Source organism: Sorangium sp. So ce394, from assembly GCF_051474665.1.
GTDB classification, from domain to species: Bacteria; Myxococcota_A; Polyangia; order Polyangiales; family Polyangiaceae; genus Sorangium; species Sorangium cellulosum_D.
The window spans coordinates 9480814-9502010 of the sequence record NZ_CP150339.1; the positions used below are offsets into that span (position 1 = coordinate 9480814).

Genomic DNA, 21197 nt, shown 5'->3' on the forward strand with positions numbered 1-21197 from the left:
TACCGGAGGTGGCCGTGCTCGTCGCGCAGCACGTAGCACCCGTCCTCGCGCGCGATCGAGCGCGCGGGCGACAGCCGGATCGACTGCCCCGGCTCCAGGCTCGGGATCGGCTCGCGCGTCCCGTCGCCGCGCCACAGCGCGAGCCCCCGCCGCCGCTCCTCGATCTCCCACGCCAGCGCGTGCGTCCACCCGAAGCCGAGCCCCACGTCGCGCTCGATCGCCGCCGCCGACGACGAGCACTGCCGCGCGATGACGAGCCGCATCGGCGCGGGCAGCACCAGATCCACCACCGGCACGGTGAACACCCGCCCCGTCGCCACATCGACCGGGTCGCCGGCCGTCGTCTTCCCCGCCGCGGCCGTGCGCGGGGTTCGGGCAGCCGCTGCCCGAGCGACCGCCGTGGGTCATCGCGGTAACGTGCGTGTCTTTCGCTGGCGCGCCGGCCGGCGCTTCGAGGTTGCCAGGAGGCGCTCCTGGATCGCCGCTTGCGTTTCGCGGGGCAGCGTCGCGAGATACTCCTGCGACAGCGCGCGGAGCGTCGTGTCCGGCAGGGCGAGCACCGCCTCCGCCTCGCTCAGCCCCGCGAGGCGCTGCTCGGGCGCGAGCCCCGCGAGGCGCTGCTCGGGCGCATACGACCGCAGCACCTGCTCCGGCTCGTACGACTGCAGCACCTTTTCGGGCGGCAGCCGCGCGACGATGCGTGCCAGCGCCTGCTCGAAGCTCTCGAGGACCCGCTTTTCGTCCTTCATGTGCCGCTTCCTCTGCCCCGGCAGGGGATGCCGGACCTGCTCGACATGCTCCAGCAGTGCCCAGAACACCGCGATCTCCTCGGGGGAGAGCGCCGGGATGCCGCCGGGGTCGGCGACCATCCCAGGCGTCACAGTGTACAGCAGATGCTCGCCCGCGCGAGCGGTCGCCGGGACCGTCTCCACCACCCGCAGCGGGAAGACGCCGAGCCGTCCTTCGTGCGTGCCCGGTCCGGTCGTGGCGAGCGCGCACCCGAGCGATCTCAGCGCCCCGAGGAAGCGCTGGGTCACGCGGGGCGCGACGACGCGCAGCGCCACCGCGGCGGGGTCGTCGATCTCGGCGACGACGAGGTACTGGAGCGCGTAGGCGAGGAGCATGCGGGCGTCATCGCGCTCCAGCTCGTCGGTCGGCCCCTTGAAGTGCACGAGCGTGTGCTCGGCGAGCTCGCCCACCACGCTCGTGAGCAGGCGCGGCGCGGGCGGGGCGCCCCGGCGGCGGCGCCGGAGGATGACGATGTCGACGCGGAGCGGCTCGCGCGCGAGCTGGAACTCCGAGATGCACTGGTACCAGCCCTCGGGCACCACGTGCTCCAGGAGCGCGACGAGCACCGGGTGCCAGGCGGTGTAGACGCGAGCACGCCGCTGTCGCTGCGGGCTCGCCCGTCGCGCGTCGTCGCTGCGCGCTTGCCCCTCGCCATCCGGAGCAGCGCTACCACGGACGCCGCCCGCCGGCGACGTCGTGGCGTGACGCGGTGAACTCGGCGACGTCGTGGGAGCCCCGCGGCGCTCGGCTACTCCAGGACGGCGGAGTATCGCCCGCTGGGCGTGACGATGACGTGGGCCCGGAGCGGGACGTTGAGCTCATGGGAGAGGTCGCGCAGTTGCTGGGTCATGGCTTCGTCCTCCGCGGTCGGCGTCGGATCGCCGCTCGGGTGGTTGTGGGCGAGGACGAAGCTGACGGCTGCCATGTCCAGCGCAGCGCGCAGGATGGTCGCGCGGCCCGCGTAGACGGCGTCGTCGACACCGCGAGCGAGCATGCGCGTCTCGCGCACGCGGCCATGGCTATCGAGCGACGCGATCCAGAGCTCCTCGTGGACGAGGGAAGCGAGCTTCGGGCCGAAGTAACGCGCCACGCGCGCGGCGTCGGTGAGGAGCGCGCCTCGGCGAGCGCGCGCGGCGTGAGCGCGGCGGCCGAGCTCGAAGGCCGCGGCGAGCCGGGTGGCGTCCAGGAGCGCGATCTGGGTTCGCTCGGCGAGCGCCGCGGGAGAGAGACGACCGAGGGACGGGAGGGCGGCCGTGCCGAGGATGCGCGGCCCCACGGCCGGGATGCCGAGCACCATCTCGATCAGGCCGGCCTCGGTCGCGGTCGGGATCTCGGCCGCCGTCGCGGCAGGCGCGTCGACGGGGGCGGTGCTCATCGCGGCCACCTCCGCCGGCGTGTGAGGGCTCGGGCGAAGAGGCGCCGCGCGAGGCGGAGCCGCGTGGCGACGGTCGGCCTCGGGATCGCGAGCGCTTCGGCGATCTCGCGCATCGTGAGGCCCGTGGCGGTGAGCGCCAGGACGTCGCGCAGCTCCGCGCGGAGGTGGTGGAAGGCGCGGAGCAGCCCGCGCGCGACGAGGCGCGGCTCCGGCGAGGGAGCTGCGAGGGCAGAGAGCCGGTCGGGATCGACCGCGGCCACCTCATATCGGCGGTACGCCTTGTCGCGGTAGTGCGAAGCCTGCCGCGAGGCGACCGCCGCCAACCAGGCGCGCAGGGCGTCGCCCGGCGGCTGATCGGGCGACGGCCGGAAGCGGCCGGCGCGCATGCTGCGAAAGGCGCCGAGCACGGTCTCCTGCGTGACGTCGTCGAGGTCCGCGGCGCGAACGCCGCGGGCGCGCAGCGTGCTGCGGATGAGCGGGCGCTGTTCGAGGAGCGCCGCGGCTTCGAGGTAGACGGCGGGGTGAGACGACGCGTGACGGGGCTCGGGCGGGCGACCGAGCCGGCCGCGGGCGGCGGTGCGCCGGCGGCGGCGCGAGGGCGGATCGATCTCTTGGCCCTCTTCGGGGCGCGGACGTACTGTTCTCATGTCGGACCTCGTGGTGCGGGGTTCGGCCACGCTGCCCGGACGGTTGGCGCCGTCGCGGGCAGCACTTGCTTGCAGGGAGCTTACGGTGGCGGAAGGCGACCGGGCAATCGAAATGTGCCCTAGCGGGCACTATTCCACCTCGCACGAGAGCCGACGACTTCCCCATGCATGATCCCCGGCTGCAGGAGGTGCTCAACTTCATCGGGGCCAACGTCCGAAGGATCCGCCTGAAGCGCGGCATGACGCAGCAAGAGCTCGCCGACGCGGCAGCGGTCGGCCTCCGCTACCTCAAGAAGGTCGAGCACGCCCAGACCAACGTCGGGATGGCAGGCCTCGTGAAGCTGGCCGACGCGCTCGGCGTCCGGCCCGGTGTGCTGCTCCGCCCGCGCGAGCTTCCGCCGGTCAAGCGGGGCCGGCCACGCAAGGCACGACCCCGCGAGCCGTGATCCCGAACGTTGGGCAGGCGCTTCGAGGTCGCTGCGGAACGAGGCGGCGCCCACGTCACGTGCGTGACGCGCGGCATCGCCCATGGCACGCCGGCGCCCAGGTCCTAGGCCGCCCGCCTGCTTCGGGACGGCGCTGCCCCGGTGGGCGTGACGATGGCGGGATCGGCGAGGGGGATGCCCGTTGCGAGCGCGCGGCGTGGACGCCGCGGCCGAGCTCGAGTCGTCCGGTGTGGAGCCCGCACGAGCACGCGTTGATCTCCTTGACGAGGCGGCGCAGCCGTCAGGTACGCTACCTTTCACGATGGGTGGGGCCGGGACGACGGGGTGGGGTCGGAGCTCAAGGCGCTCCCCGCTGACGCGGCGGTCAGCGGCCAAGGGGGCTGATGACGCCGAGAGGGCCGCGGTCGATGATGTGTGTTGCCGCCCGAGGTAGATGATGGCCGCGAGCCCCTTCTCGCCCAGGCTGGATGATGGCTCGCCCACGTGCTTGATGGCCATCAACCATCCGGTGTCCGAAGCCCCCGCCGGAGGCTCCGTCCGCCCATCGCCCACGCGACAGCGCTGCCGGGGCGCGGAGGGCGGGTCAAGGGCGGCGTAGCCGCCGAGCCGCGCGAGGGAACCCTTGACGCGCCCGAGCACACCGTCGGCCGGGCGATGGGCCGACCATCGCGGCCATGACCGGAGCCGCTCGCCAAGGCGATGCTCATCAAACAGCCCGAATGGATCGCCATCAACCAGCTCGACCGTCAACACCGCCCAACAAGGCAATGCAGCCGACGGGGCGCCGAGCCTCGCTCCGCTCGGCACGGCGCCCCGCGGCTGATTGCCTGCACGTTGGGCCGACGGACGCTCGTTCCTTCACTTCCGAAGCAGCGCTGGCGAGGCTGAATGGCCCTCGTGCCCGCCGCGTCCGAGAAGGTCGTCGCTGTCGGTCCGTCACGCGAGAGCATCAAGACCCGGCGTCTAAGGCGCGGAGCGACGTTGCGTCAGCCGCGCTTGCATGCTACACGTCCAGCCGGTTTTCAGGCGCAGAGGCGGAGTATGGCAGTGGTCGGCTTCGGAAAGCATGCGGACGTAGATACTCGCCGGTTGCTTATTCAGTACCCCGATTACGTGAGTTGGGCACTGGAGCAAGACCAGCCAAAACCGCAACTCGCAGCTCTGGTCGCGACCCTCCGACGTTACATTGGCATCCTGAACGGGAAGCCGTTCGTCGAACAGTGCACAGGCAAGATCCGAGGAGTCAAGTGTATGCACCCCGTAACCCGCGGGACGGCATACAGCAGTCACAGTGGAATCAATGTTGACCTCGTCTGGTGGTGCGATAACTGCAACCCGTACCAATCGGGCGCGGTAGCGAGCCTGATCGATATTCGAACCTACGAAGACGCGCTCTCGTTCGTTAAGAGGAACGGCGGGCGAAAGCTGGACTTCACGGAGATCATCAAAGACTTGTCGCAAGCCAAGGGGATGCCTAAGCGCGTTACAGCAGCTGCGCTCGAGGCGTTCTTCGGTCCCTAACGACCAATGAGTCGAACGAAGGGCTCAACCCTTCCGTGCTTCCAGCCTCGATCCCGGGCTCGTGTTCCGTATCCATGCGTGAACCATGCGGACGATATCCGTGAGACACAGCCACAGGGGAAGCCATGATCGAGGTTCATGAGCGGGTCTATGTAGGAGACATCGGATGCTGCTCCGATGAGGTCGGCGAGCGGTCTTACATCCACGCGTGCAAGTCCCCTTGTCATCAACGCGCCGTTGGTTACACGGGCAATCTTTCAGCCGCACATGCGCACTACATTGTCCTTCGACGCAGTGAGCATCTCTACCTCAATCTGATCGATCCTCCAGTTCCACTTTTCAAGTCAGAGTCATTCCGTGTCTTCCGAAGCTTCGCAGCAGAGCAATGGAATGCCGGGCGTGATCTTGTGATCCACTGTAATCAAGGTGAGTCACGGGCCCCGTCCCTCGCAGTCCTGTTCCTGGCGAAGGATCTCGGCGCGATCCCGAGCGACACGTACGAGGCGGCGAGAGCGACATTTACTGTGCGCTACCCCCGGTACAACCCCGGTCGAGGCATCGTTACGTTTCTGGAGCAAACATGGCACTCTCTCTAATTCGCCCGGTTCCTCCTGCTCCTGCGATCTTTAGCGCATTTCCTCGAACCAGCTGCCCAACAAGGCAATGGATCCGACGGCGCTACGCACCGCGGCTGATGCCCTGGCCGTTCGGCGCCAGAGCGCATAGCCGACGATTGTTGTCGCCCAACACCTGATGCGGTCGGGAACGCCGCGGGGCAAAGCGACGTCGTCGCCGATGTCACCGCGCCACGCCACGAAGTCGCCGGCCGGCGACGGTCGTGGTAGCGCTGCTCCTGATGGCGAAGGGCAACCGCACGGCGACGACGCGCGAGGTTCGATCCTCGCAGCGACAGCGGCGTGTTCGCGTCTACACCGCCTGGCACCCGGTGCTCGTCGCGCTCCTGGAGCACGTGCTCCCCGAGGGCTGGTACCAGTGCATCTCGGAGTTCCAGCTCGCCCGCGAGCCGCTCCGCGTCGACATCGTCATCCTCCGTCGCAGCCGTCGCGGAGCCCCACCCAGGCCGCGCCTGCTCACGAGCGTGGTGGGCGAGCTGGCCGAGCACACGCTCGTGCACTTCAAGGGGCCGACCGACGAGCTCGAGCGCGACGACGCGCGCATGCTCCTCGCGTATGCGCTCCAGTACCTCGTGGTCGCCGAGATCGAAGCTCCCGCCGCGGTCGCCCTTCGCGTGCTCGCGCCCAGCCTCACCCCGCGCTTCACCGAGGCGCTGATGTCGCTCGGCTGCACGCTCACACCGACCGGGCCGGGCACGCACGAGGGGCGGCTCGGTGTCTCCCCGCTGCGGGTGGTGGAGACGGTGCCCGCCAACGCTCGCGAGGGCGAGCATCTGCTGTACACTGTGACCCCTGGGATGGTCGCCGACCCCGGCGGCATCCCGGCGCTCTCCCCGGCGGAGGTCGCGGTGTTCTGGGCGCTCCTGGAGCATGTCGAGCAAGTTCGGCACCCCCTCCCGGGGCAGAGGAAGCGGCACATGAAGGACGAAAAGCGGGTCGTCGAGAGCTTCGAGCAGGCGCTGGCACGCCTCGTTGCGCGGCTGCCGCCCGAGCAGCGCCTCGCGGGGCTCGCCCCCGAGCAGGTGCTGCAGGCGTACGCGCCCGAGCAGCGCCTCGCGGGGCTCGCCCCGGAGCAGGTGCTGCAGGCGTACGCGCCCGAGCAGCGCCTCGCCGGGCTCACCGAGGCGCAGGCGGTGCTCGCGTTGCCGGACGCGATGCTTCGTGCGTTATCGGAGGAGTACCTCGCGACGCTGCCCCGCCAAACGCAAGCGGCGATTCAGAAGCGGCTCGGGGCGGCATCGGGGCGGCAGCCCGCGCGCCGACGAAAGACGCGCAGCCCTTCGAGATGACGACGGGAGAACGCAAGCCGCGGTGGTGGTCGCGTGATTCGTTCTTCCTGACCGGGCGCCGAACAAGCCAATGCGGCTGCCGGTTCGGGCAACCGCGCTTCGCGCGGCAGCCCGCCCCGCAGCAGATTGGCGAGGCGTTGGGCCGCCGGGCGTCATGCTGCACGGGTGGGCCTGCGTGACCGCGGCCTCCCAGGCCCGACGAAGGAGAGCCGTGGACACGTGCGCAGCGGGAGCGCAATCCACCGGTGCCTGCCTCGCTCTCGATCGGGGCCCGCTTCCACGGCCAGGATGCGCGGGGCCTCATGACGACGGCACTCGGTACGACGGCGCTCCGTCCGCCAGGGATCGCGCTCGACTGGGCAGGGGTGGGGTGCCGTCGGGCGCGGCTGCAGCCTCTGCTCCTGCGATCCCTGCGCCACCGTTCGCTCCGAGGCTGCCCTTGACGGAGGCCCCACCTCCGGCGCTGCCTGCGTCCCCAGAGCGGCTGCCGCGACGGGAACGGCGGGAACGGCGCGACATGGTAGACTGGACAGCGGCGGAAGTGGAGGTTGGGCATGATGGACGCCGAGCAAATTTTCCAGGAGATCCGTAGTCTTCCGACCGATGCGCGGCGCACGCTCGTCGAACGCATCATTCGGGAGCTGGGCGGCCCCCGGAGCGAGCCGGCGGGGCAGGCGAACCCACCGGACGATCCGTTCCTAGGACTGCTCGCCGACGAGCCGGAGCTCGCCGACGAGATCCACCAGGTCGCGATCATGTCGCGCCACCAGGGGCGCGAGGCTTTCAATGGCGACGAGAACCATTCTTGATACGGACATCTGGTCCGAGATCCTCAAGGCGAAGGATCCGATCATCGCAGAGAGGGCGCGCAAGTATCACGCAGAGCTAGGACGCTATACGCTCTCAGTGATCACCGTGATGGAGGTAGTTTACGGCTATTCGCGCGTGGGTCGTGACGATCGGATTCAACAATTTTTGTCGCTGCTGGCGCGAGCAGAGGTCTTGTGGCTTGACCCTACGGCAGCCGAGCTCGCGGGCCGGATCCGAGCCGATCTTGAGCGCCTGGGAAGCAAATTGACGATCGAGGATACTCTGATTGCAGCGACGGCGATCCGTCATGGACTTCCTGTCGCAACGGGAAACACGCGCCATTTCGTCAAGATCCAAGATGCGGGGTACCCGCTCATGCTCGAGAACTGGAGAGAGCCTATCTTATGAACCCGCAGGGTACTCAGGACGCCGTGCGGTACGCATACGGCCCAGCAAGCCGCTGCTGTCGGCGGCGCTTCGCGCCGCGGCAGACCGGCATGTCGTTGGGCGGGCAGGCGTGAGCCGAGGCAGTTGAATGACGGAGGGTTACGGCGGGTCCGCAGCGCTAGCGCGCCGCGTTCTCGATCCGGCGTGGCTTCAGACCGGCGCGCCTGTCGGCTCGACCGACGGAGGCTCGGGCGGCGCCGGCTCGTCCGGCGCGGCGGCGGTGCCCCGGCGCTTCGGGCGGAGCCGCCGCAGGGCGTTGCGGAACGAGGCGGCGCTGAAGCGGCGCTTGCCCTCGGGGATGTCCCAGCAGGCGTTGACGCCGGCGGCGCGCGCCTCGTGCCCGAGCAGCGTGGCATAGGTCACGATGGAGTTGCGGAGCACCATCGCCTCCTCGCGGTTCCGCAGGCCGAGGATGCCGAGCAGATCGCGGCCGCTCACCTCGTCGAGCAAGGCGCTGCCTTCGCGCAGGAACTCCTCGGTGAGGCCGACGGGCGACAGGCGGGTCTGGTGCTGCTCGGCGAGCCGGAGCAGCATGGCGAGGTCGCTGGTCTCCTCGGTGAGCGTGCCGCTCGTGTTGACGTCGGCGAACTGGTCGGCGACGTCCGGCTCGAACGCGAACGCCTGGTCGGCGAACGCCTTGAGCCGCGCGCGCCACGGCCGGCTCGCCTTGATCACCTGGTCGACGGGCCGCACCTGGTAGGCGCCGGTACGCTTGCCCTCGCCGAACCAGAGGTTCGCCGTGTCGAGCAGCTGGATGGCGCTGCGGAGCAGCGCGCGGCGCTCGGGGCCGTAGGCCTTGCTGGCGAGCGGCGCCTCGTACTGGACGACGGACAGGTAGAGGTCCCGGAGCTCCGTGAGGGTGGTCGAGATGGGTTGGCTCGGCTCCATGACCTCGCGGACGATGCGGTCCATCTCGGGGCGCGCGGTATCGAGGAGGGTCCGGAACTCCGCGGGGGTGGCGACCGCGCGGGTCTCCTTCAGGACGGCGTGCTGCTCTTGCGACAATTCGATTCCCATGAACCTACCTCCAGTGGGGGTGGCGAGCGGGCAGGCGTAGCACGACGGCAGAGCTCGCAGCGCTCAAGGCGTGCTCCGGCGATCCGGAGAGCACGATTGCGTCTCCGCGGCGCTGCGCCAGCGCGCCCGGGGGGCGCCCCTGCGCACCGGCGCGTGGGCCCAGCGGGCCGGGAGCGGGGCCAGCGCCGCCGAGACGGCCGGGAATCGTGTCAGCAGGTCCGAGGAGCCGTACCAGCAGATTCGAGGAGCCGTACCAGCAGATTCGAGAAGCCGTACCAGCACGTTCGAGAAGCCGTACCAGCAGATTCGAGAAGCCGTACCAGCAGGTTCGAGGAGCCATACCAGCACGTTCGAGGAGCCGTACCAGCAGGTCCGAGGAGCCGTACCAGCACGTTCGAGGAGCCGTACCAGCACGTTCGAGGAGCCGTACCAGCGGATGCTGGCAGGCATCCCGGGGCTGCTGGGGGAGTCGCCGGGAGGTGCTGGCAGGGAGCCGCGACGTGCTGGCAGCCCACCGGCCGATGCTGGGCACGGCGCGGCACGTCGCGGGCGTCACGCGCAGCGGTGCGCACGACGGCGGAGTGGACGCAGGCGTGCGAAGCGGTCAGCGCCGAGGCGCCGTACCGGCCGCCGCTCGTGACACCGAAGCCGCGTGGGGCGGAACCGGATCGCGTCGCCGTGGCGCTCGACGACGGCGCTCTTGAGTTTGTCCGGGCGGGGCGGCGAAGAGTCCCCATCGGGTGCAGCAAGGCGAACAACGCACGATTCCATCCACCACCAAAGACGAGGCCGAGCACGGCCACCGCGATAAGGAGACGAACTACGAGGCCAGCGCTCTTGGGGCGTTCGCTCATGTGTCAATCGCCTAAGGCTTCGGTGCCTGCTTCGGCATCGGAGGGATGCTTTGGAGGCGTTTCCGTGCACGTCCAGCGCGCCCTGCATCTCGGCGTCTCGATGTCGGCCCTCCTCGCAAGGCGACGTGAGCGCCGGCGGGGGGCTGTGCGCGGCGGCGCACGGGTGGGCGCGATCGAGCACCGAACGAGGTGCCATAAGCTCTCAGGGGACTCTACGTCTCAGGCGCGCCTCGTGTGGCGCGCGACGAGGCGTCTCAGAAGGCATGGCCCGAAGTGAGACATGCCGGGTGGTGTTGCATGCGCAAGCTCCCCGGCCCCCGTCTCGGCGGATGGCCGAGCGCCCACCCGCGCGCCGCCGCGCACAGCCCCCCGCCGGCGCGCGGCTCGGCGCACCCGCCCGGGCTTGGTCCCGCCCGGCTCGGATCCCTTCCGCGCGATGTTGCAGCGCCGTCGCGCGCGCGTCGCCCGTTCAGCGCATCCTCCCGCCGCTCGGGCCGCCCCGGAGCGTTCGTCGTCGAGGAGTGCTCATGAATTACGACATCGGCATGATCTGTCAGGCCTGCGGCTGCGTCACCATCTTCCAGGCCGGCACCGACACCCCGCGGCGGTGCGCGCGCTGCGACGACGTGGACATGGACCCTCCGCCCGCGCCGCTGTCGCGCGAGCGGCCGGCGCGAGCTGGCGGGCGCAGCCGCCGGCCCGAGGCCGCGCAGCTCGACTGGATGGAGTGATCAGACCGGCGCGCCGAGCTGCCGGAGGAGCTCTCGCACCACCCCGCGAGCGCAGTGCTCCCGGTAGGCCCGCGTCGAGCGCACGTCGTCGATGGGCGCGATGTCCTGCGCCACCGCGGCGTCGACCTCCGCCGCGGTGAGCTCGCCGAGCGGGCGCGAGAGGCACAGCGCGCGCACGGTCGGCAGGAGCGCCGTCGTGGGCGCGACCGACGCCATCCCCAGCCCGAGCCGCGCGAGCCGCCCGGATCGCACCTCGGCCACCCCCGCGAGCGCGACCTTCGAGATCGCCTGCGCCCGGCGCGCGCCGACCTTCCGCCAGTACCAGGGCGATCCGCGCTCCGGCAGCGCGATCTCCACGGCCACGATCACCTCGTCCGGCGCGCGCGACGTGCGCTTGTAGCCCGTCTGCAGGGCGCTCATCGGGATGCGCCGCTCGCCCCGCACGCTCTGCACCACGACGGTCGCGTCGTAGGCGGCGAGCGCGGCGACGCCGTCGGCCGCCGGCGACGCCGTGGCCAGGTTGCCGCCGAGCGTGCCGCGCGCCTGGATCTGCACCGCGCCCACGTCGCGGCTCATCCGCGCGAGGAGCGGCGCCCGCTCCACGATCGCGTCGCTCCGGCGCATCTCGAGGTAGGTCGTCGCGGCGCCCACCCGGAGCGTGTCGCCGTGCGTGTCGCCGTGCGTGCCGCCGTAGATCGAGATGCCGCGCAGGTCCGAGAGCCGGGACACGTCGACGACGAGCGGCGGCGCCGCCGGGCCGGCGCCCCCCGGGGCCGGCGCGCCGAGCGGCGGCCGGAGCTCCTGCTCGACGACCCAGTCGGTGCCGCCCGCCAGGAGCGCGACCGCCGCGCCGCGCGCGGCCTGCTCCGCCACGAGCTCGCACAGGGCGCCCAGCCCCGAGACGCGCCGCATCTCGAACAGCCCGAGATCCGCGATGCTCACGGCGCCTCCCCTCCCCCGCCGCGGCGGAGCGCCGCCGCGGCGCGGACGCTCTCGACGATCCGCTGGTAGCCGGTGCAGCGGCAGAGGTTGCCGGCGAGCGCCTCGCGCACCTCGAGCTCCGACGGATCCGGGTTCCGCGCGAGCAGCGCCTCGGCGGAGATGAGCATGCCGGGCGTGCAGATCCCGCACTGCGCGCCCCCCTCCTCGATGAAGCAGCGCTGCAGCGGCGACAGGTGCCCGGCGGCCCCGAGGCCCTCGACCGTCGTCACGCGCCGCCCCTCGCACTGCCCGATCGCGACGAGGCACGCGTTCACGGGATCGCCGTCGATCAGCACCGTGCACGCGCCGCACTCGCCCTCCGCGCACCCCTCCTTCGTGCCCGTGAGCCCGAGCGGCCCCCGGAGCGCGTCGAGCAGCCGCGAGAGCGGCGGCAGGTCGACCTCGCGCGGCGAGCCGTTCACGACGAGCGATACCTTCATGCGCGCTCCCCTCCCCCCGCGGCGCCGCGCGCCGCCTCGAACAGGCGCTCCGGCGTGAGCGGCAGCGCCCACGCGGCGATCCCCGTCGCGTGCTCGACCGCCGCGGCGATCGCGGGCGCGCCGCCGTCCATCGGCATCTCGCCGATGCCCTTGGCCCCGCCGCCCGGACCGAACGGGAACGGCGCCTCGACGAGGTCGACGTGGAACGGCGGCGCGTCGAGCGACGTCGGGATGATGTAGTTGGTCATCCGCGGGTTCCTGATCTTGCCGCCCTGCCAGACGATCTCCTCGGAGAGCGCCCAGCCGATCGCCTGGAGGCTGCCGCCCTCGATCTGCCCCTTGCACATCACCGGGTGGATCGCCTTGCCCACGTCGGCGGCCGACCAGAAGTCGACGACCGTCACCTCGAAGGTGTCGAGGTCCACCTCGACCTCGGCCACGTCGCACGCCCAGCCGAAGCACGGGTACGCGTCTCCCTTGTAGGCCTCGTCGTCCCAGCGCACGTAGCCCGGCGGCTCGTACTGCTTCAGCGACGTCACCTGCCCCTCGCGGGCGAGCAGCAGGTCGGCCGCCTCCTCGAAGCTCGGCGCCGCCGCGCCCGCGCGCCCCTCCGCCGCGGCGCGCTGCCGCGCCGCCTCCTGCTCCGCGCGCACGCGGCCCGCGAGCTCGCGCGCCGCCGCCTCGAGGATCGACCCGACCACCATGACGGTGCGCGACGCCACCGTGGGGCCCGAGTCGGGCACCGTCGTCGTGCACGGCACCGCGAACTCGACCCGATCGAGCGGCAGCCCCGCCGCGTCCGCGGCGATCTGCCGGAACACCGTCTCCGTCCCCTGGCCGATGTCCGTCGACGCCGTCCGGATGCGGAGGCGCCCGCCGGGCGCGAGATCCAGCGCGACCTTGCCCTTGTAGTACCGCTCGCCCGACCCGGTGAACCCCGCGCCGTGCATGAACACGGAGAGCCCGACCCCGCGCGCCACGCGCCCGCGCACGACCGGGCCGGACGCGCGCTTCTGCCGGTAGCCGCTCGCCTCGATCGCCTTCGCGATGCACTCCTCGCCCGCCACGCTCGCGTGGAGCACCTGCCCCGTCGCGGTCGAGTCGCCGGGGCGCAGCACGTTCTTCGCCTTCAGTTCGAGCGGATCGCGGCCGAGCTCCCGCGCGACGCGGTCGAGGTGCCGCTCGATCGCCCAGATCGTCTGCGGCGCGCCGAAGCCGCGGAAGGCGCCGTTCGGCGGCGTGTTCGTCGCGACGGCGGTCGCCTCGATCCACACGTCGTCCCAGCGGTACGCGCCCGAGGCGTGGAGGGCGCCGCGCGACAGGACCACCTGCGACAGCGTCGCGTACGCGCCGCCATCCATGAGGATCCGGACCTTCAGCGCGCGGAGCGTGCCGTCCCGATCGCAGCCGCTCGTGATCTCGCACGACGCCGGGTGCCGCTTCGTCGTCGCCTCGATGTCCTCGGTCCGGTCGTAGATCATCCGCACCGGCCGGCCGCTCTTCTTCGCGAGGAGCGCCGCGTGGAGCGCGATGATCGACGGGTACTCCTCCTTGCCCCCGAAGCCGCCCCCGGTCACCGACTGGGTGATGTGGATCCGGTCGGGCGGGAGCCCGAACGCCCTCAGGAACGCCTTGTGCACGTAGAACGGGCACTGGATCGAGCCGGTCGCGTGCGCGCCCGCCTCGTCCCACCAGGCGATGACCCCCTGCGGCTCGATGTAGAGCTGCTCCTGGTGGTGCGAGGCGTACGTGCCGGTGACGACCACCTCGCAGCGCGCGAGCGCCGCGTCGATGGCGGCCTCGCCGCGCTCCCGCTCGGCGTCGGGGCGCCCCTTCGTGATGAGGTACCGCTTGATGACGTTGTCGGCGCCCCAGATGATCTCCTCGCGCTCGAGCGACGCGCGCATGTCGAGCACCGGCGGCAGCGGATCGATGTCGAGCGCGACGGCCTGGACCGCCCGCGCGAGCTTCAGCCGGTCCGCGCAGCCGAGCAGGACGATCGGCTCGTACGCGTGGTTCACCTTCCCCGTCCCGAGGATCGGCTGATCGTCCAGGATCAGCGCGACCACGTTGACCGGGACGTCCTCGGCGAGCACCACCGTGACGTCGCTCCAGTCGAACGCGGGGTCGAACCGTACCCCGCGGAGGATCCCGCGCGGCACCGGGCTCCGCACCGTGCGCCCGAAGATCTCGCCCGGCATCGCCGGGATGTCGTCGACGTAGCGCGACGCCCCCGTGACCTTGGGGGGGCCGTCGGCGCGGGGCACGCTGATCCCCACGGCGCTTGCTGAGGCTGGAGGGCTCGTCGCCATTCTTCTGCTCCTCCTCACCGACGATAGCCCGGTCGCCCGGGCGACGTCGACCCGGCGCCGCGCGCCCCCACGCCCGGCGCGCGACGTCAGCGAACGCCGCCGCGCCGGCTTCCGTCAGGCCAAGAAGCGCGGCGGCCCCCCGAGCACGCGGAGCACGTCGACCGGGACGTTCAGGTCGTGCAGCACCCCCGGATCGTCCACCTCCTCGTCCACGCACCGGTCGCCGAGCGCCCTCAGGTGATCCCGGAGCGGCGGTGGATCCGCCTCGAGGTAGCGATGCAGCGCCTCGGCGCGCAGCACCACCGGGTGGCCGCCGCGGCCGAGGTGCCGCGGCCGCACCGCGAGCGGCGCCGCCGCGGACGGCGCGCCCGCGTCGAGCCGGGCGAGCAGCCGCCCCACCGTCGCGGCGCTCGCGGGGGGCACGTCGACCGGCGTCACGACGACGGCGTCCGCGTCGCCGATGCGCGGCGCGGCGACGGCCAGCGAGCCCGCCGGGCCGAGGTCGTCCGGGGCGGTCCACGAGACAAGGTCGATGCCCGGCCGCACGTGGGCGAGCAGCGCGTGAAAGATGGAGGTGCGCACCACCACGAGCACCCGCGCGCTCTCGGCCGCGAGGCGCGCCTCCGCGTGCGCGATCGCCAGCGGCCGCTCGGCCCCGCCCTTCTCCGCCGCGGGCCAGGCGAGCAGCGCCTTGGGCCCCCCGAGCCGCTTGCCCGCGCCCGCGGCGAGCACGATCGTGATCACGGTCTTCATCGAGCCTGCTCCTCCCCTGCCGGCGCGACCGCGACGGGCGACGCGGACGGCGCGGACGACCACCGCGCGCGCTGCCGCCCGGAGCGCCAGGCGATGAGCTCCGCGGCGAGCGCGACGCTGATCTCGGCCGGCGAGCGCGCCCCGATGTCGAGCCCGACCGGCATCCTGACCCGCGCGACGTCGCGCTCCGCCACCCCCTTCGCCTCGAGCCGCGCGCGCGTGCGCGCCGCCTTCGCCCGGCTCCCGACCCCACCGACGTAGCCGAAGCCGCGCGCGAGCGCCCACGCGATCGCCTCCTGGTCGAGCCCGTGATCGTGCGTCATCACGAGCGCCGCCGCCTCGCCGAGATCCCTCGGCAGGCCCGCCGTCACCTCGGGGTCGTCGTGATCGGCGAGCACGAGCCGCACCTGCTCCGCGAGCGCCGGCATGGGCCCCTGCTGCGCGCCGTCGTGCGGCGGCGGCACGCCGGCGAGCGGCGCGGACGGCAGCACGCGGGCGGGGTCGGCGGCGGCGGCGCGCGCGTCGCAGAGGGTGACCCGGAAGCCCAGCGACGCGAGGAGCGGCGCCGCGAACGCGCCCACGTGCCCGGCGCCGATCACGACGACGTGCACCGCGGGCAGCATCGGCTCGATGAGGACGTCGACCGAGCCGCCGCAGCACATGCCGAGGCTCGGGCCCAGCCGGAAGGTCTCGAGCTTCGGGGTGGTGGCGAGCTCGTCGAGCGCGCGCCCCATGATCCCGAGCGCCGCCCGCTCGACGGCGCCGCCCCCGATCGTGCCGATCGCGGTGAGATCCTCGAACAGGCAGAGCTTCTGCCCCGGCGTCGACGGCGCCGACCCGTGCCGCGCCACCACCGAGGCGAGCACCACCCGCCGCCCCGCCTCGAGCGCGCCGAGCGCTGCGCGCAGCACGTCGTGCGGCAGCGCCGTCCGCGGGATGACCTGGCTCAGATCCGGCATGGTGGAACTCTAGCGACCCGGGGACCGAAAACGAGAGCGCCGAGAGCGCCCGCGCCGAAAGAGCTTGCCGGAACGCCGCGCTTGTCGCGAAAGTCGGGCCCGCGCGGCGAGCGGCGCAGGCGCCCCCCGGATCCCGGCCGGCGACGGACGGCGAGATCCTCAATGAAAACGTGGAGATCCGAGACCCCATGAGCTCCCCCGCCACGCCCGACCCCGACCTCCAGCGCGCCCTGTCGGACCCGGGGTTCACCCCGGGGCGCCGCCACTTCGCCGCCCTGATCGCGCTGCTCGAGGCGGCCGGCGAGCCCGCCGAGCTGGCCGAGCGGGCGCTGCGGCGCGCCGGCGCGGCCGCGCTGCCCGCCGCGCTCGATCGCGCCGCCGCCGCGCCGCCGTCGCTGCGCGCGCCGCTCACCCGGCTCGTCGGCAAGCTGATGGCCGCCGCGCCGCTCGAGCCCGAGATCGCCGGGCGGGCGCGCGACTACCTGGTCGCGCGCCTCCGCGACGACGACCGCCGCACGCGCCGGATGGCCGCGGTGGCGCTCGGCAAGCCGCCCGCGGCGGACGTCGATCGGCCGCTCGTCGAGCAGGCGCTCGCCGAGGCGGCGCGCGGCGAGCGCTCGCCCGACGTCCGCCGCGCGCTGATCGACGCGCTCGGCAAGGTCGGCGGCGGCGCCGCGCTCGACGTGCTGGCCGAGCTCGGCGGCGACGACGACACCGCCGGCGTGCGCGCGCGCGCCGAGCTCCTGGCCAGGAGGACCCTGACGCGCGGCGAGCCGTCGGAGATCGCCGGCGATCGCGCGCCAGAGCGCCCGACGCGCGTGGCGGTGCGCTGCCGGCGCGGGCTCGAGGCGATCCTCGCCGAGGAGCTCGCGGCGCTCGACCGGGATTCTCCGGGCGGGGGGCTCGTCCCCGAGCTCCGGAGCGATCCGTGCGGCGGCACGCGCGTCGAGGTGATGCTGAGCGGCCGCCTCGACACGCTGTTCGGGGCCCGCACGATGCTGTCGTTCGCGCTGCCGCTGCCGCTGCGGAAGCTCGAGCCGGGCGCCGATCTCGCCGCGGCCGTCGCCGAGCGGCTGCTCTCGCGGGAGTCGCGCGAGATCCTGGGCCGCTTCACGAACGGCGCGGTCCGCTACCGCATCGACTGGGCCGGCGGCGGCAAGCGCCGGGCCGCGGTGTTCCGCGCCGCGGCGGCGGTGGAGGCCGAGGCGCCGGAGCTCGTGAACGATCCGACCCAGAGCACGTGGGACGTGGTCGTCTACGAGGGCGCCGGCCGCGCCCGGGTCGAGCTCGCCCCGCGCCTGCCCGACCCGCGGTTCGCGTACCGCCGGGGCGACGTGCCCGCGGCGTCGCACCCGACGATCGCGGCGGCGCTCGCGCGCATCGCGGGGGTGCGCGCCGACGACGTCGTCTGGGATCCGTTCGTCGGCTCGGGCCTGGAGCTCTGCGAGCGCGCCCTGCTCGGGCCGTACCGGCGGATCGTGGGCTCGGATCGCGATCCTCGGGCGCTCGCGGTCGCGCGGGAGAACCTCGACGCCGTGGGCGCGCGCGGCGCGGAGCTCCTCCAGCGCGACGCGCACGGCGCGCCGCCCCCGGGCGACGCCCCCACGCTGATCCTGACGAACCCGCCCCTCGGGCGGCGCGTCGAGCGCACGGGGGATCTCGAGGCCCAGCTCGAGCGCTTCGTCGAGGGCGCCGCGCGCGCGCTCGCGCCCGGCGGGAGGCTGGTGTGGATCTCGCCGTTCCCCGAGCGGACCGAGGCGACCGCGCGCCGCTCAGGCCTCCGGCCCGAGGCGCTGCAGCGCGTGGACATGGGCGGCTTCGACGCGCAAATCCAGAGCTTCCACAAGGCGGCGGCCCGGCCGCAGGCGAGCCGCGGCCGAGGCGACGGCCGGCGCGGGGACCGGCTGGACCTCCCGCGGCCCGGGCGCGCCGGGCGCGGCCCCGAGCAGGCCGAGCTGCGCGGCGAACAGCATCGCCCCCGCCGCCAGGAGCAGCGCCACGATCACCGCGATGATCATCCCGAGCCGCCCCGAGCGGTCGGGCGGCGCGTCGGTGAGCATGGCGTCGTCGAGCTTGCCGAAGGGCGCCGGCGCCGGCGCGGCTGAGCCCTGCTGCGACGGCGCGCCTGAGCCCTGCTGCGCCGGCGCGGCGCTCGGCTGCGCGGGGAAGGCTCTCTGCGGGGCCGGCGACGCTGGCTGCGGCGGGCCCGCCGCACGGGCGGCAGCGGCGCTCGGCTCGCGGAGCCCACCGGCGTCGGCGCTCGCGGGCGCAGGGGCGAGCGGCGACCCCGGCGCGCGATCGAGCGGCGCTCCAGCGGGGCGGCCCTTCGCCGTCGCATCGGCGAGCGCCGCTCCGGGGGGAGCCGCTCCGAGGGGCGCCGCCGCGACCTGGAGCGGCGCGTCGGACGTGCCCTGGGGCGCCTCCCGCGTCCGCGTCGGGACGTCGTCCTCGTCGTCGTCGTCATCGACGACCGTGGGCGCGTCCAGCGTGGGCTCGTCGTGGATGTCGTCGTCGAGATCGCCGAGGAAGGGCATGTCGCCCTCCCGAGGCTGCGGCCTGGCCGGCGCGCCGAGCTCCGCGCCCGGACGCTCGCGCCCGGACAGCGCCGCGCCGGGCACCCCGAGCGCCGACGCCTCGCGAGGGCCTCCGGCCGGCGACCCCGCGCTCGCTCCGGGCCGCCCGACGCCGCCCACGCGGTGCGCGACGGACGCCGTCCCTCCGAGGCGCGGGGGCGTCGCCGCGGCCGGCCCAGCCGCTCCGCGGGCGTCGAGCGACCCCTCCCGCATGAGCGTCACGTGCTCCTCGCCTTCGCCGTCGTCGCCGAACGACTGGGTCAGCGGGACCGCCCCCATGCCCGGCAGCCGCCCCCGCGCGGCCGGCGCGGGGCCCCGCGCTGCGGGAGCGACCGGCGCGGCTGCGGGCGCCCGGGGGACAGGTGCGGCGCCCGGCCTCGGCGCCGGCGCGCCGTGGTACGCCGCGGGCGGCTGCGGGCGCTCGGGCGGGAGGGGCGGCGGCGGCTGCCCAGCCGCCGCTGCCGCCGCGCGCTGCGCGATGATCGCGTCGAGCTGGCTCGAGCTCAGCGGCGCGACGCGCATCAGCGTCCGCACCTCGTCGTCGTCCTCGTCGCTCGTCGAGTCCTCGTCGTCGAGCGGGAGCAGCGTGCGCACCGCGGGGTCGGGGTGCCATTCCTCGAGGGCGCGACGGAAGGCGGCGGCGTTCGTCGTGCGGAGGGAGCGATCGCGCTGGAACGCGTCGTCGAGGACCCGCTGGAGATCGTCGTCGCCGACGTCGAAGACCGCGAGCGGCGCCGGCGAGGAGCTCGCGATCCGCTGCCGCGTCTCGGCGTCGCTCCCGCCGCCGAACGCGCTCGTCCCGGTCAGCACCTCGTAGAGCGTCGCCGCGATCGCCCACACGTCGTCGCCGGGCGAGAGCGTCCCGCCCGCGACGCGCTCGGGCGACTGGTAGGCGATGCGGCTCGGCGTCTGCCGCAGATCGGCCAGGATGGCCTTCGAGGTGCGATCGACCGCGGTCGTGAGCACGCACTCGGGCGAGATAGCGCCGTGCGCGACGCCGAGGGCGTGCAGCGCCTCGATCCTCTTCGCGAGACGGATGGCCCAGCCGACGGCATCGAGCTCGTTCAGCGGGCCATCGCGCAAGATCCGAGTTGCAAGCGTTTCCACTTACGGAGCCAGCGTAGTACCGGTCTGCCGAAGTTTGTACCTGGATCCGCGTGCAGCTCGCCCCCGAACCACCCGGCTCCGGGATGCGCGCCCGGGCGTGCACCGCCCTCCCGGGCGGCGCCCCCGACGGACGGCGCCGGCGCGCGGATCCGCGGCGTCGGGGGCGGCGATCGTCACGACCGCTCGCCCCCGGCCGCGTCGGTCGGGACGATGCGGACGCGGCGCACCCGCCGGCCGGCGACGTCCATGGCCACGAGCGTGTACCCCTCGCACTCGACGCGCTCGCCGGCCTCCGGCGGGTGCTCGAGCCGGCCGAGCATATACCCGCCGACGGTCTCCACGGTCTTCACCTCGGGGAGCAGCACGATATGGGCGTCGCGCTCCAGGTCCGCGAGCAGCACGCGGCCGTCGACGTCGACGATGCCGCCGCCGCGGCGGTGGATGGGCGGCACCTCCTCGTCGTTCTCGTCGCGGATCTCGCCGACGATCTCCTCGATGAGGTCCTCCATCGTGACGAGCCCGATGAACTCGCCCGACGCCGAGGTGATGATCGCCACCGGCACCTGGCGCGCCTGCATCTCGAGGCGGAGGCGCTCGACCGAGGTGTTCTCGCGCGCGAAGATCGGCTTGCGGAGCAGCTCGGCCACGCGCGTCGCGCGGCGGCGGTGGCTCAGGACGTCGAACAGGTCGCGGAGGTGCAGGTAGCCGAGCACGTTCTTGCCCTGCTCGTCGAGCACCGGATACCGGGAGTACCCGGCGTCCGCCACGGTCCGCACCGCCTCCTCGATCGTCATGTTCGCGCGCAGCGTCGCCGCGTCGGTGCGGAGCGACATCACGTGCCTCGCCGTGCGCCGACGCAGGTCGAAGATGCGCACGAGCATGCTGCGCAGCGCCGGGTCGAGCCCCGCGGGGCTCTTGGTCAAGAGCAGCCGGAGCTCCTCCGAGGTGTGCGCGATCTCCTCCTCGCCCGCCGGACGGAGCCCGAACAGCCGGACGAACCCGTTCGCCATCGAGTTGAGCGCCCAGATCACCGGCCACATCAGGACGAAGAAGCCGTGCAGCGGCCGCGCCGCCCAGAGCGTGACCTTCTCCGTCCGCTGGATCGCGAGCGACTTCGGCGCGAGCTCGCCGATCACGGTGTGGAGCGCCGTGATGATGATGAACGAGATGCCCACGGCGATGGCGTGCGCGCCGACACCCGACCACGCGTCGAGCGGCGCGAGCAGCGGCTCGATGAGGTGGGCGATCGCCGGCTCGCCGATCCAGCCGAGCCCGAGGGACGCGAGCGTGATGCCCAGCTGGTTGGCCGAGAGGTACGCGTCGAGCCGCTGCGACATCTGGAGCGCGAGCTGGGCCCGCGCGTCCCCCTCGCGCACGAGCTGCTCCAGCCGCGTCGGTCGCATCTTGACGATGGCGAACTCGGAGGCGACGAAGAACGCGTTGAGGAGCACGAGCAGCGCGGTGCCCAGGAGATAGACGAGCGTCATGCCGGCCTTCGTCCTCCCCCGGGT

The 21197-nt window shown here is 73.3% G+C and carries 17 protein-coding genes and 1 pseudogene; 7 read left to right on the top strand and 11 right to left on the bottom strand.

What is annotated here, in order from left to right:
- Window positions 1–125 precede the first annotated feature (125 nt).
- The 4 genes and pseudogenes from WMF33_RS34900 to WMF33_RS34915 form a co-directional block, all read right to left on the bottom strand.
- A pseudogene (locus WMF33_RS34900) lies at window positions 126–323 on the bottom strand (DUF6531 domain-containing protein); the annotation flags it as partial.
- 81 nt (window positions 324–404) lie between these two features.
- On the bottom strand, window positions 405–1355 hold the full coding sequence (locus WMF33_RS34905) for a hypothetical protein (RefSeq protein ID WP_437332674.1): 951 nt from the start codon (window positions 1353–1355) through the stop codon (window positions 405–407).
- 182 nt (window positions 1356–1537) lie between these two features.
- On the bottom strand, window positions 1538–2164 hold the full coding sequence (locus tag WMF33_RS34910) for a JAB domain-containing protein (RefSeq protein WP_437332675.1): 627 nt from the start codon (window positions 2162–2164) through the stop codon (window positions 1538–1540).
- Window positions 2161–2811 carry a sigma-70 family RNA polymerase sigma factor gene (locus WMF33_RS34915; protein ID WP_437332676.1) on the bottom strand — a complete coding sequence of 217 codons (651 nt, stop codon included), beginning with the start codon at window positions 2809–2811 and terminating at the stop codon, window positions 2161–2163. The genes WMF33_RS34910 and WMF33_RS34915 overlap by 4 nt, the downstream gene beginning before the upstream one ends.
- A gap of 164 nt (window positions 2812–2975) precedes the next feature.
- Here WMF33_RS34915 and WMF33_RS34920 point away from each other — a divergent pair, with 164 nt between their 5' ends.
- The 5 genes from WMF33_RS34920 (at window position 2976) to WMF33_RS34940 (ending at window position 7920) form a co-directional block, all read left to right on the top strand.
- On the top strand, window positions 2976–3257 hold the full coding sequence (locus WMF33_RS34920) for a helix-turn-helix domain-containing protein (protein ID WP_020738909.1): 282 nt from the start codon (window positions 2976–2978) through the stop codon (window positions 3255–3257).
- A 1041-nt stretch (window positions 3258–4298) separates the two neighbouring features.
- Window positions 4299–4778: a hypothetical protein gene (locus WMF33_RS34925; RefSeq protein WP_437332677.1), complete on the top strand. Its 480-nt coding sequence runs from the start codon at window positions 4299–4301 to the stop codon at window positions 4776–4778.
- An 856-nt stretch (window positions 4779–5634) separates the two neighbouring features.
- On the top strand, window positions 5635–6702 hold the full coding sequence (locus WMF33_RS34930; protein ID WP_437332678.1) for a hypothetical protein: 1068 nt from the start codon (window positions 5635–5637) through the stop codon (window positions 6700–6702).
- A gap of 554 nt (window positions 6703–7256) precedes the next feature.
- A complete protein-coding gene (locus WMF33_RS34935) occupies window positions 7257–7511 on the top strand; it encodes a hypothetical protein (RefSeq protein ID WP_437332679.1) in 255 nt (84 codons plus the stop codon).
- Window positions 7489–7920 carry a type II toxin-antitoxin system VapC family toxin gene (locus tag WMF33_RS34940; protein WP_437332680.1) on the top strand — a complete coding sequence of 144 codons (432 nt, stop codon included), beginning with the start codon at window positions 7489–7491 and terminating at the stop codon, window positions 7918–7920. The genes WMF33_RS34935 and WMF33_RS34940 overlap by 23 nt, the downstream gene beginning before the upstream one ends.
- A 189-nt stretch (window positions 7921–8109) precedes the next feature.
- Here WMF33_RS34940 and WMF33_RS34945 read toward each other — a convergent pair whose 3' ends face one another.
- Window positions 8110–8976 (bottom strand): hypothetical protein, encoded by an 867-nt coding sequence (locus tag WMF33_RS34945; protein ID WP_437332681.1) that lies wholly within the window; start codon window positions 8974–8976, stop codon window positions 8110–8112.
- Between the two features lie 1381 nt (window positions 8977–10357).
- Between WMF33_RS34945 and WMF33_RS34950 the strand changes: the two genes are divergently transcribed.
- Window positions 10358–10561: a hypothetical protein gene (locus WMF33_RS34950; protein ID WP_437332682.1), complete on the top strand. Its 204-nt coding sequence runs from the start codon at window positions 10358–10360 to the stop codon at window positions 10559–10561.
- On the opposite strand, the gene WMF33_RS34955 is transcribed toward WMF33_RS34950, so the two are convergent.
- From WMF33_RS34955 to WMF33_RS34975, 5 genes are all read right to left on the bottom strand, one after another.
- The gene (locus tag WMF33_RS34955) at window positions 10562–11503 is read right to left on the bottom strand and encodes an FAD binding domain-containing protein (RefSeq protein WP_437332683.1); all 942 of its coding nucleotides are present in this window, start codon (window positions 11501–11503) and stop codon (window positions 10562–10564) included. It abuts the gene before it with no gap.
- On the bottom strand, window positions 11500–11982 hold the full coding sequence (locus WMF33_RS34960; protein WP_129578334.1) for a (2Fe-2S)-binding protein: 483 nt from the start codon (window positions 11980–11982) through the stop codon (window positions 11500–11502). The genes WMF33_RS34955 and WMF33_RS34960 overlap by 4 nt, the downstream gene beginning before the upstream one ends.
- Window positions 11979–14261: a xanthine dehydrogenase family protein molybdopterin-binding subunit gene (locus WMF33_RS34965; protein WP_437332684.1), complete on the bottom strand. Its 2283-nt coding sequence runs from the start codon at window positions 14259–14261 to the stop codon at window positions 11979–11981. Before WMF33_RS34965 ends, WMF33_RS34960 begins: the two co-directional genes overlap by 4 nt.
- 147 nt (window positions 14262–14408) lie before the next feature.
- Window positions 14409–15047 (bottom strand): nucleotidyltransferase family protein, encoded by a 639-nt coding sequence (locus WMF33_RS34970; RefSeq protein ID WP_437332685.1) that lies wholly within the window; start codon window positions 15045–15047, stop codon window positions 14409–14411.
- Window positions 15044–16006 (bottom strand): XdhC family protein, encoded by a 963-nt coding sequence (locus WMF33_RS34975; protein WP_437332686.1) that lies wholly within the window; start codon window positions 16004–16006, stop codon window positions 15044–15046. Before WMF33_RS34975 ends, WMF33_RS34970 begins: the two co-directional genes overlap by 4 nt.
- A 188-nt stretch (window positions 16007–16194) precedes the next feature.
- Between WMF33_RS34975 and WMF33_RS34980 the strand changes: the two genes are divergently transcribed.
- Window positions 16195–18111, top strand: coding sequence for a HEAT repeat domain-containing protein (locus WMF33_RS34980; RefSeq protein ID WP_437332687.1), 1917 nt, complete (start codon window positions 16195–16197; stop codon window positions 18109–18111).
- A gap of 1748 nt (window positions 18112–19859) precedes the next feature.
- Here the strand turns inward: WMF33_RS34980 and WMF33_RS34985 are convergent.
- Window positions 19860–21173: a hemolysin family protein gene (locus WMF33_RS34985; protein WP_437332688.1), complete on the bottom strand. Its 1314-nt coding sequence runs from the start codon at window positions 21171–21173 to the stop codon at window positions 19860–19862.
- Window positions 21174–21197 lie beyond the last annotated feature (24 nt).

Excerpts from the sequence above, each read along its gene's own strand:
- WMF33_RS34910 (WP_437332675.1), bottom strand. The coding sequence starts at position 2,164 with ATGAGCACCGCCCCCGTCGACGCGCCTGCCGCGACGGCGGCCGAGATC.
- WMF33_RS34915 (WP_437332676.1), bottom strand. The coding sequence starts at position 2,811 with ATGAGAACAGTACGTCCGCGCCCCGAAGAGGGCCAAGAGATCGATCCG.
- WMF33_RS34920 (WP_020738909.1), top strand. The coding sequence starts at position 2,976 with ATGCATGATCCCCGGCTGCAGGAGGTGCTCAACTTCATCGGGGCCAAC.
- WMF33_RS34925 (WP_437332677.1), top strand. The coding sequence starts at position 4,299 with ATGGCAGTGGTCGGCTTCGGAAAGCATGCGGACGTAGATACTCGCCGG.
- WMF33_RS34930 (WP_437332678.1), top strand. The coding sequence starts at position 5,635 with ATGGCGAAGGGCAACCGCACGGCGACGACGCGCGAGGTTCGATCCTCG.
- WMF33_RS34935 (WP_437332679.1), top strand. The coding sequence starts at position 7,257 with ATGATGGACGCCGAGCAAATTTTCCAGGAGATCCGTAGTCTTCCGACC.
- WMF33_RS34940 (WP_437332680.1), top strand. The coding sequence starts at position 7,489 with ATGGCGACGAGAACCATTCTTGATACGGACATCTGGTCCGAGATCCTC.
- WMF33_RS34945 (WP_437332681.1), bottom strand. The coding sequence starts at position 8,976 with ATGGGAATCGAATTGTCGCAAGAGCAGCACGCCGTCCTGAAGGAGACC.
- WMF33_RS34950 (WP_437332682.1), top strand. The coding sequence starts at position 10,358 with ATGAATTACGACATCGGCATGATCTGTCAGGCCTGCGGCTGCGTCACC.
- WMF33_RS34960 (WP_129578334.1), bottom strand. The coding sequence starts at position 11,982 with ATGAAGGTATCGCTCGTCGTGAACGGCTCGCCGCGCGAGGTCGACCTG.
- WMF33_RS34970 (WP_437332685.1), bottom strand. The coding sequence starts at position 15,047 with ATGAAGACCGTGATCACGATCGTGCTCGCCGCGGGCGCGGGCAAGCGG.
- WMF33_RS34975 (WP_437332686.1), bottom strand. The coding sequence starts at position 16,006 with ATGCCGGATCTGAGCCAGGTCATCCCGCGGACGGCGCTGCCGCACGAC.
- WMF33_RS34980 (WP_437332687.1), top strand. The coding sequence starts at position 16,195 with ATGAGCTCCCCCGCCACGCCCGACCCCGACCTCCAGCGCGCCCTGTCG.
- WMF33_RS34985 (WP_437332688.1), bottom strand. The coding sequence starts at position 21,173 with ATGACGCTCGTCTATCTCCTGGGCACCGCGCTGCTCGTGCTCCTCAAC.